Source organism: Nonlabens sp., from assembly GCF_018401815.1.
Classification (GTDB): domain Bacteria; phylum Bacteroidota; class Bacteroidia; order Flavobacteriales; family Flavobacteriaceae; genus Nonlabens.
In genome coordinates this window covers 157,037-171,433 of sequence record NZ_JAGYKG010000001.1, presented here as the reverse complement: position 1 = coordinate 171,433, position 14,397 = coordinate 157,037, and the positions used below count along the sequence as shown (strand labels likewise).

15 protein-coding genes are annotated in these 14,397 nt (G+C 38.5%); 10 read left to right on the top strand and 5 right to left on the bottom strand.

Annotated features, from left to right (window positions below; genetic code table 11):
* Positions 1-13 precede the first annotated feature (13 nt).
* Together KG732_RS00815 and KG732_RS00810 are read right to left on the bottom strand one after the other, a co-directional pair.
* Positions 14-2,050 (bottom strand): urocanate hydratase, encoded by a 2,037-nt coding sequence (locus KG732_RS00815; RefSeq protein ID WP_213520284.1) that lies wholly within the window; start codon positions 2,048-2,050, stop codon positions 14-16.
* A gap of 6 nt (positions 2,051-2,056) precedes the next feature.
* A complete protein-coding gene (locus KG732_RS00810) occupies positions 2,057-2,218 on the bottom strand; it encodes a DUF5522 domain-containing protein (RefSeq protein WP_213520282.1) in 162 nt (53 codons plus the stop codon).
* 118 nt (positions 2,219-2,336) lie between these two features.
* Here KG732_RS00810 and KG732_RS00805 point away from each other — a divergent pair, with 118 nt between their 5' ends.
* Genes KG732_RS00805 through hemL form a run of 4 tightly spaced genes read left to right on the top strand, consistent with a single transcriptional unit; the run spans position 2,337 to position 5,764 of the window.
* Positions 2,337-2,678 carry a hypothetical protein gene (locus tag KG732_RS00805; protein ID WP_213520280.1) on the top strand — a complete coding sequence of 114 codons (342 nt, stop codon included), beginning with the start codon at positions 2,337-2,339 and terminating at the stop codon, positions 2,676-2,678.
* Complete coding sequence (locus KG732_RS00800; protein WP_213520279.1) at positions 2,671-3,639, top strand: 1-aminocyclopropane-1-carboxylate deaminase/D-cysteine desulfhydrase; 969 nt, start codon at positions 2,671-2,673, stop codon at positions 3,637-3,639. Before KG732_RS00805 ends, KG732_RS00800 begins: the two co-directional genes overlap by 8 nt.
* The gene (locus tag KG732_RS00795; RefSeq protein ID WP_213520277.1) at positions 3,623-4,459 is read left to right on the top strand and encodes a glucosaminidase domain-containing protein; all 837 of its coding nucleotides are present in this window, start codon (positions 3,623-3,625) and stop codon (positions 4,457-4,459) included. Before KG732_RS00800 ends, KG732_RS00795 begins: the two co-directional genes overlap by 17 nt.
* Before the next feature lie 12 nt (positions 4,460-4,471).
* Positions 4,472-5,764, top strand: a complete 1,293-nt coding sequence (gene hemL, locus KG732_RS00790) for a glutamate-1-semialdehyde 2,1-aminomutase (RefSeq protein WP_213520275.1) — start codon at positions 4,472-4,474, stop codon at positions 5,762-5,764.
* 154 nt (positions 5,765-5,918) lie between these two features.
* Here the strand turns inward: hemL and KG732_RS00785 are convergent, their stop codons facing one another.
* From KG732_RS00785 to lysS, 3 genes are all read right to left on the bottom strand, one after another.
* Positions 5,919-6,290 carry a hypothetical protein gene (locus KG732_RS00785; protein ID WP_213520273.1) on the bottom strand — a complete coding sequence of 124 codons (372 nt, stop codon included), beginning with the start codon at positions 6,288-6,290 and terminating at the stop codon, positions 5,919-5,921.
* Between the two features lie 247 nt (positions 6,291-6,537).
* Positions 6,538-6,945: a hypothetical protein gene (locus KG732_RS00780; protein ID WP_213520271.1), complete on the bottom strand. Its 408-nt coding sequence runs from the start codon at positions 6,943-6,945 to the stop codon at positions 6,538-6,540.
* Positions 6,946-7,066: 121 nt separating this feature from the next.
* Positions 7,067-8,755 (bottom strand): lysine--tRNA ligase, encoded by a 1,689-nt coding sequence (gene lysS / locus KG732_RS00775; RefSeq protein ID WP_213520269.1) that lies wholly within the window; start codon positions 8,753-8,755, stop codon positions 7,067-7,069.
* A 208-nt stretch (positions 8,756-8,963) separates the two neighbouring features.
* On the opposite strand from lysS, the gene KG732_RS00770 reads away from it, so the two are divergent.
* The 6 genes from KG732_RS00770 to KG732_RS00745 all read left to right on the top strand — a co-directional run bounded on the left by KG732_RS00770 (position 8,964) and on the right by KG732_RS00745 (position 14,389).
* On the top strand, positions 8,964-9,122 hold the full coding sequence (locus tag KG732_RS00770; protein WP_213520267.1) for a YqaE/Pmp3 family membrane protein: 159 nt from the start codon (positions 8,964-8,966) through the stop codon (positions 9,120-9,122).
* 51 nt (positions 9,123-9,173) lie between these two features.
* Entirely contained in the window at positions 9,174-9,869 is a 696-nt protein-coding gene (gene lipB, locus KG732_RS00765) for a lipoyl(octanoyl) transferase LipB (RefSeq protein WP_213520265.1), read from the top strand.
* A gap of 343 nt (positions 9,870-10,212) precedes the next feature.
* Positions 10,213-12,423, top strand: a complete 2,211-nt coding sequence (locus KG732_RS00760) for a TonB-dependent receptor (protein ID WP_213520263.1) — start codon at positions 10,213-10,215, stop codon at positions 12,421-12,423.
* A 55-nt stretch (positions 12,424-12,478) separates the two neighbouring features.
* On the top strand, positions 12,479-12,805 hold the full coding sequence (locus KG732_RS00755; protein ID WP_213520261.1) for a YegP family protein: 327 nt from the start codon (positions 12,479-12,481) through the stop codon (positions 12,803-12,805).
* 486 nt (positions 12,806-13,291) lie between these two features.
* Positions 13,292-13,945, top strand: a complete 654-nt coding sequence (locus KG732_RS00750; protein WP_213520259.1) for a flavin reductase — start codon at positions 13,292-13,294, stop codon at positions 13,943-13,945.
* Between the two features lie 300 nt (positions 13,946-14,245).
* The gene (locus tag KG732_RS00745) at positions 14,246-14,389 is read left to right on the top strand and encodes a DUF2256 domain-containing protein (protein WP_213520257.1); all 144 of its coding nucleotides are present in this window, start codon (positions 14,246-14,248) and stop codon (positions 14,387-14,389) included.
* Positions 14,390-14,397 lie beyond the last annotated feature (8 nt).

Here is a 14,397-nt window from a genome sequence, read left to right as displayed (position 1 = left end):
ATCCAAATTTTAACTAATAAATAGTTAGACTCTTATCACCAGCTGGTTCAACTTTATCTATCAAATCATCACTAACCAAATTAGGGATCGTGACTTTTAAATTTGGATTGGTTTCCATCGCTTTTTTAATAGTAAAAACAGCATTTTCATTTCGTGCCCAGTTCCTTCGAGCAATACCGTTATTCACATCCCAAAACAGCATGGATTCCAATTTTTTTTCTGACTCTTGACTACCATCAATTACCATTCCAAAACCACCGTTGATGACTTCGCCCCAGCCTACACCACCTCCATTATGAATAGAAACCCAAGTAGCACCTCTAAAACTATCTCCTATGACATTTTGTATCGCCATGTCGGCAGTAAAACGAGAGCCGTCATAGATATTAGAGGTTTCTCTATAAGGCGAGTCTGTTCCAGAAACATCGTGATGGTCACGTCCCAAAACAACAGGTCCTATTTTTCCGGCAGCAATAGCTTTGTTAAATGCTCGGGCAATTTCAATCCTCCCCGTGGTATCTGCATAGAGGATACGTGCTTGTGAGCCTACTACTAATCTATTTTCTTGCGCTCCTTTGATCCATTTAATGTTATCCTGCATTTGTTGCTGGATGCGTTCTGGCGCTTCTTTAGACAATTGTTCTAGTACCCTAGTTGCAATTTGATCTGTTTTCTTAAGATCTTCTGGATCATTTGAGGCGCAAACCCATCTAAAGGGTCCAAAACCATAATCAAAACACATAGGTCCCATGATATCTTGAACATAAGAAGAATAACGGAATTCTTTACCAACTCCTGCAATATCAGCATGAGCACGGCTTGATTCTAGTAAAAACGCGTTGCCATAGTCAAAGAAATAGGTGCCTTTTTCTGTGTGTTTATTGATGGCTTCCACATGACGTCGCAGCGACTTTTGCACTTCTATTTTAAATTGGTCGGGTTGATTACTCATCATAAGGTTAGACTCTTCAAAAGAAAGGTCTGCTGGATAGTAACCACCAGCCCAAGGATTGTGCAAACTGGTTTGGTCGCTTCCTATAGAAATGTGAATTTGAGCTTCGTCAAGAGCTTCCCAAACGTGAACAATGTTGCCTTCATAAGCAATGGAAACCGTTTCTTTAGCTGCTTGTGCTTTTTGTACCCTTTTAATTAAATCGGCTGTATTATTTATAACTACATCTACCCAACCTTGGGAATGTCTGGTATGCACCGCTTTGGGATTCATCTCTGCACAAATGGTAATACAGCCAGCTATGTTACCAGCTTTAGGCTGCGCCCCACTCATACCACCTAGACCAGAAGTAACAAAAATATTGCCAGTAGGTGATTCTTTTATTTTTCTAAAAGCATTAAGAACGGTGATGGTAGTTCCATGAACAATTCCTTGTGGTCCTATATACATAAAAGAACCGGCGGTCATCTGACCGTATTGTGTTACACCTAGCGCATTGAACTTTTCCCAGTCGTCTTGTTGGGAGTAGTTAGGAATCATCATTCCATTAGTCACGACACAACGTGGTGCCATTTGATGAGAAGGAAATAATCCCATAGGATGTCCAGAGTACATGACCAAGGTTTGCTCGTCAGTCATCTCACTGAGGTACTTCATGGTAAGAAGGTACTGTGCCCAGTTAGAGAAAACAGCTCCATTACCACCGTAGGTGATCAGCTCATGTGGATGCTGGGCCACGGCATGATCTAGGTTGTTTTGTATCATTAACATGATTCCAGCGGCTTGCTGTGATTGTGCTGGGTAATCTGCTATATTACGTGCCTTCATCTCATACTCTGGCATAAAACGATACATATAAATACGGCCGTAAGTATTTAGTTCTTCTTTGAATTCTGTTAATAATAGTTCATGATGTTTGGGATCAAAATACCTTAATGCATTGCGCAAAGCCAGTTTTTCTTCATCAGGAGTAAGAATCTGTTTACGTTTCGGAGCGTGATTCACATCAGGATCGTATTGATAAGCGGCTGGTAGTGTTTCAGGAATTCCCGTTTGTATGCTTTCGCGAAAGCGATCTATGGAACTATTGTCTTTCATGAAATTTTAATTTTGGCTGTTTGTTTTCTTATCATAACCGTAAGGGCAATGCCGGCAACCGCTTTCACAACAATAGCCTCTCTTAAGGTGGTATTGTTCTGTAAAACAGCGGTATCCTTGTGGTGTAATATAGTAATCACCTTCCTCGACCGGAATATTTTTTTTCATTCTATAAAAATACGACAGTATAAAGACATAAAGGAATGGATAATGGGTTGTTTTAGTCAAGTAAAAATGATACAGCATTAAAGTAATAGCTGCTTCTTAAATGAATAACTTTGTATTCATGATGCTATTAAAATTAAAATATCTAAAAAAATACAAGAGCTTCGCGCCATTGCCATTATTATTGGTGAAGGATAAGGTATATGTCAAGGACCTTGTTGTTATGAATCAGGAAGATATTCATGGGGCACAGCAGAAAGCGCTTTTAGTGTTGTTTTTTTATTTAGAATACGCGATGGATTACTTGATTCAGTTCGTAAAAGTTAAAAATCAGCATAAGGTGTTTAGGAATTTCGTCTTTGAAAGTGAAGCCTATTCCACTGAAGCGGGTTTCAATGATCAAAATAGCCGAAAGCTGGGGTCATTTATAAAGTTTTACGGTAAAAAGTATGCGTATGAATAGGCTTTTTAGACCAAAGGATTCGGTGAATCAGAAGTTCAAATTCTTTCCAGATGTAGAAATTGAGGTGGACATAAAGAGAGAAGACTTGCTTCACCAGCAGGTTTCAGGGAATAAGTTGCGCAAGCTCAAATACAATCTTCTTGAGGTACAAAAGCAGGGTGAGCAACCTATTCTGACCTTTGGTGGTGCTTTTTCCAATCATATTGCAGCAACAGCCGCAGCAGGGCAACTTTTGGGTTTACCGACTATAGGGGTGATACGTGGAGAAGAGTTAGGGGAGGATCTGAATAAGACATTTGCTCATAACAGCACTTTAAAAAATGCGCATAAAAATGGCATGCAGCTTCATTTTGTTTCAAGGGAAGCCTACCGAAAGAAAGACACTAAAGCATTTCAGTTGCAGATGGAGGCTATTTTTGGTTCATACTACTACATTCCAGAAGGAGGAACCAATAGTCTCGCTGTAAAAGGAACAGAAGAAATTCTTACAGAACAAGATAAAACCTATTACCATATAATTTGTGTAGCTGCTGGAACTGGCGGTACAGCCGCTGGAATTATCAATAGTGCCACAGCAGATCAAAAAATTATTGTTTTTTCTGCGTTAAAAGGAGCCTTTATGAAAAAGGAGATTGAAAAATATACCCTTAGAAGGGATTTTCAGGTGGTAAATGAGATGACTTTTGGCGGTTATGCAAAGTCTGATGATGGATTAATTGATTATATGAATACTCGCTTTCGCGAAAGCGTGACAAAAGAAAACCCTCGTGGAATTCCACTAGAACCCATTTATACTGCAAAAATGATGTATGGGATAGAACAAATGGTTGAAAGTGGCGTTATCAAAGGTAAAACTCGTATTTTAGCTGTCCATACTGGCGGTCTGCAATCCATCGCTGGATATAATAAAATGCTAGAAAAAAAACGACGTCTTAAGCTTAGTTATGAAAATCAATTTTAGACTCCTTTGCTCCTTACTATTGGCTGGAATGTTCCTGGTTTCTTGCGGCGCTAAGAAGCAGGTGAGAACTACCAAACAAAAATCAAATAGAACTACAACCACTCCTAATGCACCAGTAGTTGTTCCAGAAGAGGATAAGGTGACCACTACAACAACAATACGCAGTACCGATAAGGTCGCCAATTATGTGGAGGATTTTAAAGATGTGGCCATGCAAGAAATGAAACTTTATAAAATCCCAGCAAGTATTACCCTTGCACAAGGAATTCTAGAAAGCGGTTCTGGTAGTGGAAGACTTGCCTTAGAAGCCAATAATCATTTCGGAATTAAATGTCATACAGGATGGACCGGTGGACGTATCTATCATGACGATGATGAAGCTCAGGAATGCTTCCGAACGTATAATAATGCGAGCTATTCTTATAGAGATCACTCTTTATTTTTAAAAGACCGCAAGCGATATGCGGGACTTTTTAAATTGGAAAAGGATGATTATGAGGGTTGGGCAAATGGCTTGAAAGATGCGGGTTATGCTACTGATAAGAAATACCCTCAAAAATTGATCAGTCTTATTGAACGCTACGAGTTGTATCGATATGACCATATGGCTTTGGGTAAGGTTATTGGCGAGAAACCTAGGGTCATAGAGGAACTAAAAGAAAACAATACGACTAGCTTTACTACGAAATACGTGGTCGTAAAGGGAGATACGTTATATAGGATTTCAAAAAAATACGCGATCACTATTGAACAACTTAAAAAAATCAATAGGCTAAAATCAGACGAGTTAAACATAGGCCAAGTGCTTATTGTTAAATAATAATCCATTTTCATGTCATTTATTTACCAAAGAAGTAGTGCTCTTTTTCAAGAAGCAAAAAAATACATCCCAGGCGGGGTGAACTCTCCAGTTAGGGCTTTTAATGCCGTAGGAGGGGACCCTGTTTTTGTTGAACGTGCAAAAGGTGCATATTTACAAACAGAAGACGGCCATCAACTAATAGACTACATCGCCTCTTGGGGGCCTATGATTTTAGGTCATGCTTTTGAACCTGTCGTAGAGGCTGTGATCAAGGCTGCTAAGAAAGGGACCTCTTATGGCATGCCTACTGCTGTGGAAACAGAAATTGCAAAACTGGCACTTTCTATGGTTCCTAACATGGATCAAATTAGAATGGTCAACTCTGGTACGGAGGCTTGCATGAGTGCCGTAAGATTGGCACGAGGTTTTACCGGGCGTGACAAGATCATAAAATTTGCTGGATGTTACCACGGTCATAGTGACTCCTTCTTGATTCAAGCGGGTAGTGGTGCAGTGACTTTCGGTAGTCCTAATAGTCCTGGTGTGACTCCAGGTACTGCGAGGGACACCTTGCTAGCGCAGTACAATAACTTAGACCAAGTAGCTGATATATTTAAGAAAAACAAAGACGAGATTGCCTGTGTCATTATAGAACCTATTGCTGGAAACATGGGTTGTATAGTACCTCAGGAAGGTTTCCTAGAAGGCATCAGATCCTTGTGTGATGAGAACGGCGCTTTATTTATTTTTGATGAGGTGATGACCGGTTTTAGACTGGCTCCAGGCGGCGCTCAAGAAACTACTGGTGTAAGAGCAGATATAGTTACCTACGGTAAGGTGATCGGCGGGGGGCTGCCTGTAGGGGCGTTTGCTGCACGTCAAGAAATCATGAATCACTTGGCTCCGTTAGGACCAGTCTATCAAGCAGGAACCTTAAGCGGGAATCCTCTGGCGATGAGTGCTGGTATTGCGATGTTGTCTCATTTAAAAAATCATCCTGAGGTATTTGATAGCCTAGCTACTAAAACCGAATACTTACACAAAGGAATAGACAGCGTGCTTTCTGAAAAAGGATTGGATTACCAGATCAATCGTTACGGATCCATGATGTCGGTACATTTTACAGATCAAGAAGTAGTTGATTTTGCTAGCGCGGCAACTGGTAATAACGATTGGTTCAAGAAGTTCTTTCACGGCCTGCTAGAGCGAGGTATTTATTTACCACCTAGTGCTTTTGAATCCTACTTCTTAAATGATGCATTGAGTTATGAAGATCTGGATACAACGATAGAGGCTAGTAGAGAAGTGGTAGCAAAGTGGTAGTTCTAATAATGGTAGGCTGCAATAAATAAAACAGCTGCAGCAAATTAGAATCTTATTCATTTTAAGATAGTTCAGACAACACATAAAAAAACCGTTCTTTATTCAAGAACGGTTTTTTATTTAGGACTACACATACACATTGACATAGCCTTTTTTATTTAGGGCTTATGTTGCTTTGTAATAAATTGAACTTGGACTCCCCCAATAACTTTTTCAAGAGTTCTTGGTAGTTATTCATGATGTTATTACGACGTCCTTGGTAATCCTGAACTTCTTTTCCTTCACGATCCAGACGTATCAAGAGCATTTCTTTTGTAGCTACTATTTCTTTAAGCTCTGAGTGGTTCTTTTTATCCAACTTTGTGATCTCAACAATCGCAGTCACTTTAGCATCTATTTTTTCATTAAATGCTTGAACTCTTGCACTGGTATTTTTACTCAATTCTTGTTGTGAATTGCTTATTTCTTGTTGAGCAAAAGATAATGATCCTGCAAGGATCGCCACCGTAAAAAGTAATTTCTTCATGATCATATATTATTATAATTTTTAAAAATAAGGATTTAATTGGATATCAAGAGCTCATTTGGACATTTCTTTTGCTTTCAAATGCATCATTATACTATAGAATTTAACTGATGATAACAGCTCTAATATCGGGCTTCTTTAGAAGGTTAAAAGGAATTCTAAATAACATACGGACTTCAATTAAGAAACCTGCAGGTATTAATTTAACAGCAAGAATTAAAAAGGCTGTTTGTTATGAGAAAACAGACTACCAAGGATTTCTTCTTTCGCCTCTTTTGTTTTTCCCAGCTTTTCTTTTCGCTCTTTTGGCGATCATTTTCTCCCATCTCTTATATTGATCGGTGTTTAAGATGCTTTTCATTTCTCTCTTCATGGCGATCCTCTTGTCGAGCCTATTTTCCATTCTTGTAATCTTTTCAAGATCATTAAGTTGAGATCTATCTTCTCGGTTCATTTTATCAGCCACGCGTTCTTTTGCTAGGACTAATAACAATTGCTCTACTCGTACTTGTTGCTTTGTGTCAAGATCTAAAACTAAGGTCATTTTTTTAGATTGCATAGAAGCCATTTGTTCTGGAGTTAAATTCCTTTCTCCAGGTTGGGCATTTGCAAAACCTACTGTTAGTATTGCTACTAAAATCATTAATTTTTTCATGTGCTTGTATTTTTATGTTACCCTTCTATGACCTGATATTTTAGATATGGTTTCATTTAGGGCAAAAAAAAAACCTGCTTATCAGTAATGATAAGCAGGTTTTTAAGTATTAGAATGCTGATCAAACCACCTCTGCAAAAAGCCCTTCATCTGTTTTAGAAACTTTAGCCACTTTTTTACCGGTTAGTCCTTTGATAGATTTATCCCATTTCTTATTACTTAATCCAGCCAGATCTTTTAAGGCATTCAAGTCCATTTTTCCTGACTTAGAAAGTAACTCAAAAACCAATTGTTCCTCTTCATTAAGCGCTACAGAAACGCTGTTTTCTGGCTTCATCTGCGGGAAAAACAGCACTTCTTGAATCGATGGATTGTTCGTTAAATACATGATCAATCGATCCATTCCTATTCCTAATCCAGAAGTAGGAGGCATCCCGTATTCAAGTGCTCTTAAGAAGTCTTGATCTATAAACATCGCCTCGTCATCACCGCGATCGGCAAGGGCAAGTTGCGCTTCAAAACGCTCTCTTTGATCTATAGGATCGTTTAATTCTGAATACGCATTTGCAATTTCCTTACCACACACCATCAATTCAAAACGTTCGGTTAGTTCTGGATTATCACGGTGTTGCTTGCATAGGGGTGACATTTCCTTAGGATAGTCTGTGATAAACGTAGGCTGTATGTAGTTGCCTTCACATTTTTCGCCAAAGATCTCGTCAATTAACTTTCCTTTCCCCATGGTGGCATTGACTTCTATTCCTTCCGCTTTCGCGAAAGCGTATAACTCTTCCTCATTTTTCCCATCAATATCAAAACCGGTGAAATCAATAATCGACTGGCGCATGCTTACTCTCGGGTAAGGTGCTTTCCATTCAATGGTGTGTGCCCCAAATTGGCTGGTGGTTGTTCCATTTACTTGTACTGCACAGTGCTCCAAAAGCTCTTCTGTAAAGTCCATCATCCAGTTGTAATCTTTGTAGGCTACATATATTTCCATCGCTGTAAATTCTGGGTTATGTGTGCGATCCATCCCTTCGTTACGGAAGTTTTTACTGAATTCATACACCCCGTCAAAACCACCTACAATCAATCTTTTTAAATACAATTCATTTGCAATACGCATATAAAGTGGCATGTCCAGCGAATTGTGGTGAGTGATAAATGGTCGTGCAGCAGCTCCACCAGGAATAGGCTGCAGTATAGGTGTTTCTACTTCAAAATATTCACGGTCGTTAAAAAATGAACGCATCGCATTAAAAAGCTTGGTTCTTTTAATAAACACTTCTTTCACATGCGGATTCACGACAAGGTCGGCGTAGCGCTGTCGGTACCGCATTTCTGGGTCTGTGAATGCATCGTAAGTTGTACCATCTTTTTGCTTAGGTATAGGTAAAGGTTTTAATGATTTACTAAGCAATTGAAACTTTTTAACCATTGCGGTTTTCTCCCCTACTTGGGTAGTAAATAGAGTTCCTTCAACACCTATAAAATCTCCTAAATCTAAAAGCTTTTTGAAGACATCATTATACATGGATTTATCTTCACCAGGGCAAATCTCGTCGCGGTTAAAATAGAGTTGTATGCGACCCTCGCTATCTTGAAGCTGTGCAAAGGAGGCCTTACCTTGAATATTAATCGCCATTAATCGACCCGCAATAACCACCTGTTTACCTTCTTTGAAATCTGCTTTTATCTTTTTAGAGGTGGAGTCTACTGGATAAAGTGCTGCTGGATAAGGGTCTATTCCCATCTCACGCAGCTTGCCTAGTTTCTCACGGCGTACGATTTCTTGTTCAGAAAGTTGCATATTGTATCTTTGAATTAAGCTTGCAAAGATAACTTGGTTACATGGTGTAACAAAATTGTTTTTGTAGCGTCTTTTTTGTTATCACTCGCTACCGCAGTCAGCATTTTTAATAATGAAAGAACATAATATTCTTAGCTTTGCTTAAAATTTGGTTCATCAACTGCGACTGCAAATTAAAATCAATTAATCATTAACAAGTAATTAGAGTATGAGCGTCTGGCGTGTTATCCTTTGCATTATTTTCCCTCCACTAGCCGTTATAGGCAAAGGCTGTGGTTCAATTATTATTGTTTTTATACTCACCCTATTAGGTTGGATTCCTGGTGTGATTGCTGCTTTGATTATTTTGAATAATCCAGATAGGTAAAATTTATGCGTTCCTTAAGGTAAACCCACTTCTTACTTTTACCTTTGTCAGATGAACAAAAAAGTATTTTTTCAGGATCTAGGTCGCAAGGATTACAAGGAAACTTGGGATTTACAAGAAGAACTTTTTAAGACGGTTCTAACTACTAAAATCAAAAACAGACGAGAAGATGCTGGATTAGAGACCTCCAACCACTTGCTTTTTGTAGAACACGAACATGTTTATACCCTTGGTAAAAGTGGCGATCTTGAAAATTTATTAGCAAATGAAGTTTTGTTAGGGAAAATAGGAGCTACTTTTTATAAGATCAATCGAGGTGGTGATATAACCTATCACGGCCCTGGGCAAATTACAGGTTATCCTATATTAGATCTGGACAATTTCTTTACCGATATTCACAAATACCTTCGTTTTTTAGAAGAAATATTTATTAAAATCCTAGCGGACTACGGTCTAAAGGGAGAACGTAGCGATGGAGAAACAGGAGTTTGGCTGGATGTAGGAACACCTTTTGCGCGCAAGATTTGTGCTTTGGGAGTGCGCGCTAGTCGCTGGGTAACCATGCACGGTTTTGCTTTTAATGTCAATACCAATTTGGGCTATTTTGATCATATCATTCCTTGTGGTATAGAGGATAAAGCGGTCACTTCACTAGCTGTGGAGCTTAAAAGAGAGGTAGACCTAGAAGAAGTGAAGTCCAAAATCAAAACCTATTTTACAGCGCTTTTTGAGGCAGAGTTGGTTTAAGCCATTGCTAGTTGTCTGTATCTATTGCTTTCCTACTTTTTAAATAACCACTTATTTTTTGGCATTTGTGAATAGAAATAGCATCCATTCATGATTCTATTAGGTTCTCGCTTTCGCGAAAGCGAAACTTCCCAACAACTCACACATCAACACAGATAATTATATAGCTTATTATCAGCTAGAAAACCTTATTTAGAATCATTCTATATATTTTATCAATGATTTTCAGACTTGTTATAAGTAATAACAATTGTTAAAATTGATCCTTATGTTTATTTAATCTAAATAAGCGTTTTAAATTTGCAGTCGAATTTAAAACCCTATTTATATTTAATCTAAATAAATGAAAAAGATACTAAGTTTAGTTATTGTTGTTGTCAGTATTCAATTATCACAAGCCCAAAACGAACAACCAGCAGATTCTGTTGAAAATCTAAAAGTGATTCATCTCAAACCTAATTCTTTAATAGGAAGTAAGTTTGAAGCTCAGAATAGAACAGGTTCTTCTTATTATATGTCACAAACAGACCTGACCAAATTTAATTATACAGATGTAAACAGAGCCTTGCTTTCAATTCCTGGGGTGAACGTTACAGAAGAGGATGGTTTTGGATTGCGACCTAACATATCCTTAAGAGGTACACAAGCAGAGCGTTCTTCTAAAATTACTTTGATGGAAGATGGAGTGCTTATTTCCCCAGCACCTTACTCGTCTCCGGCAGCTTATTATTTTCCTAATGTAGCTCGTATGGAAGCTATAGAAGTGTTAAAGGGTAGTAGTCAGGTGCAATATGGGCCTTTTACCACTGGTGGAGCCATTAATTTTGTGTCAAACTCCATCCCTAATGAGTTAAATGGGTATGCTCGAATGAGTATGGGGAACTTTAATTCTAGACAGACAGAATTGCGTATTGGCGACAGTGGAGAGCAATGGGGGTATATGGTGGATTTTTTAAACTTCAGTAGTGATGGATTTAAAAGTTTAGATAATGGTGGAAACACCGGATTTGATCGCAACGATTACAGTGCAAAATTCAGTTACAGATCAAAAGCCTCTGCAAAAATTCAGCAATCCTTAACTTTAAAATTGCAGTACAGTGAAGGCTTGGATAATGAGACCTATTTAGGTCTTACAGATTCAGATTTTCAAACGAATCCATATAGAAGGTATTTAGGTAGTGCAGCAGATAATATTGTCACCGAGCACGATCAAATTCAATTAACTCACCTTATCAAACCTGCTCAGAACATTACAGTTCAAACCACCGCTTATTCCAATAATTTTAAAAGGAATTGGTACAAACTCGATTATGTAAATACTGGAAATGGTGCGGTATCTCTTAATAACATACTTACAGATCCCACTACTTATGTAAGTGAATACGACGCTATTTCTAGTGGACAAGATACTGCCGAAGATGTTTTGGGAGTGAAAGCAAACAATAGAGTGTATTATTCTAGAGGAGTTCAATCAAAAGTAAACATAAAATTTGGTGATGATATGTTAAGTGATTTAGAATTAGGGATACGTTATCATACAGATCAAGAAGATCGCTTTCAATGGGTAGACTTATTTGGTGTAGAAAATGGCCAACTAGCTCGAACTTCTCCAGCCACCAGAGGTACAGATGCGAATCGGGTGTCAGATGCTGAGGCCATTGCTTTTCACGCCCTTTACAAAGCAACTTTGGGTAAATTAACATTAACTCCAGGTTTGAGATATGAAGACATCACACTTACTAGAGATAATTACGGAAGTAACGATCCTGGTCGCACAGGGGCCAACTTGAGTTCTCGAGAAAACAGTGTTCATGTGTTTATTCCTGGAATAGGAGCAAATTACCGCATCACTAATTTATGGTCTTTCTTTGGAGGTGTTCACAAAGGATTTTCCCCTCCAGGAAGTGCTCCTGATGTAGCTGCTGAAGAAAGCGTTAACTATGAATTGGGATCTCGTTTTCTTATCAATGGCTTAAGAGGAGAGACTACGGTATTTTTTAATGACTACAGCAATTTATTAGGAAGCGATCTCGCTGCTAGCGGTGGAGGAGGAACCACAGATATGTTCAACGCTGGAGAAGTGAATGTCGCTGGAATAGAAGTGAGTTTTTCTTATGATCTATTGGAGGGCAACAGTGATTGGTCCTTACCGCTCACCTTAAATTACACTCATACACAAACTGAATTTCAAAATGCTTTTGATAGTAATGTTTATGGCGAGGTAGCCATAGGAGATGAAATTCCATATATCGCAGAAAATCAGTGGAATTTTCTTGCAGGTCTTTCTCACTCCAAATTTGATATCAATGCCAATGCTAGATTTGTAGGAGAAATGAGAACTGTTGCGGGGTCAGGTGATACGATAGCTTCAGAAAGGGTAGATAGTAACTTTATAATTGATGTCTCTGGAAGGTATCATTTTAATAACAACCTTACTGGTACCTTAAACATGATCAATGTGTTGGATAATGAATATGCCGTTTCTAGACAACCAGCTGGTTTGCGACCTGGACATCCGTTTGGTATCAATGCGGGATTAATAGCGAGGTTTTAGTTTTCAGATCTTCAAGAAGTATTTTATCTTTAGCACCTATCATAAAGATGCCAACATGGGAAAATTTGAAGTTTATAAAAATAAGTCAGAAGAATACCGCTTTAGATTAAAAGCATCTAATGGGCAAAATATATTAGCTAGTCAGGCGTATAAAACTAAAGCCTCCCGGGATAATGGAATCGAATCAGTTCGCAAGAATTCCCAAGACGATAAACGCTATACTAAAGGAGTGAGTTCTTCTGGAAAGTCTTATTTTAACCTTACAGCCACTAATGGTCAAGTCATAGGAAAAAGCGAAATGTACGAGTCTGAAAGCGCTCGTGATAACGGCATACAAAGCCTTAAAAAAAATGCACCAGATGCTGAAGTGGTGGACTCTTAGAAATACATTGCATTCTATATAAAATTCCCTTTTCCAGTTATTGAAAAGGGGTTTTTTGATTTATTTCATATCTAGAACTTAATTCAACGTCAAGCGGTTGCATAACGGCTTCGCTTTATCTGATCTCAAGAATTAGTTTCAACTTTAACTTCAAATTCAAGTTCGAGTTCGAGTTCCTTTCCTCGCCTTTATTTGCCCAACTCAAAGAATCTTGTCCGAAGTGGCATCGCAAGTGCAGCAACCTCTTGCCGGTTACCCCGTCAAGGGCGTCGATCTCGTAGGAGTTTAATGAGTTTTTCGCTTTTGCGAAAGCTTACTTATCATAAAATTTACTTTCATAATGAATACCTGTTTTGGTATTCCAAGTTTCTTTGTTGAGCTCAAATGCCTTTTATAAATCCATACAGCAATTTAATAAAGTTTAAACATTTCAAAAACCACATACAAAAGGCTTTTGTTTTATCTTTGAAGATATAAGTTAAACAAATGAAACACATAGGCCTTGAAGAACTTCAGAATTATGAACGTATTTATCGGGGCAACTTGGTGAACAGTATCACGGGATTTAAAAGTGCTAATTTACTGGCCACTCGATCGAAAGATGGTGTAGATAATGTGGCTGTTTTTAGCAGTGTGACTCATTTAGGGAGCAATCCGGCGCTATTTAGTTTTGTGCAAAGACCCTTAGGATATGGTGTAGGTCATACCTATTACAACCTTAAAGAAACGGGTAAGATCACGCTCAATCACCTACCTCAATCCTTGATAGACCACGCTCATCAATCTAGTTCCAAGTACGATGTGTCTATTTCTGAATTTGAGAAACTTGCTATTGAAAAGATAGAAAGAGACGGGTTTTCAACGCCTTTTGTAAAAGAGGCTCCGGTACAACTCGTAGCAGAATATGTCAACGAATATTATTTAGAAGAAAACAAGTGTATCCTGGTGATTTGTAAAATCACCGACATTTTCTTGAATGAAAATCACTTGGCAGCAGATGGTTGGGTCGATCTAGGAAAAGCTGGAACGGTCACTATAAATGGCCTCGACGGTTACGCTGTCGCGAAAGTGTCCAAGAGATTGAGCTATGCACAACTGGGTAAGGACCTGGAAGAAATCTCTATGAAAACAGGGAAGTAGGAGTGAATTTGAACTCGAACTTGAATTTGAACTCGAATTTGAAAATGAAACAAAAAGCCGAATTTATTCGGCGTAACAAAAAAACGCCGTGAGGTGACGTTATAATTTATAGAGGCAGAATTCATTCTGCCTTCGTTAGGCGTCATAAAAGGAGGTTGATAAGCGACATTAAATTTCAAAGAGGCAGCATTCATGCTGCCTTTGAGGATGATTTTAAAAGACTATAGAGACATTATAAAGCGAAGCCGTTCTGCAACGGCTTGACTATTAAAAGAGATTTGCGTTAATGCAGAACATGTTATGAAACAAAAAGCACGTAATCAGCATCAGTTGCCTATTAAGGTTTGTCCGGTTTGTGAACGCGAATTCACCTGGCGTAAAAAGTGGGAAAAGAATTGGGAAACCGTCAAGTATTGCAGTAAGAAATGCAGTTCCAATAAATAAGCCGAATT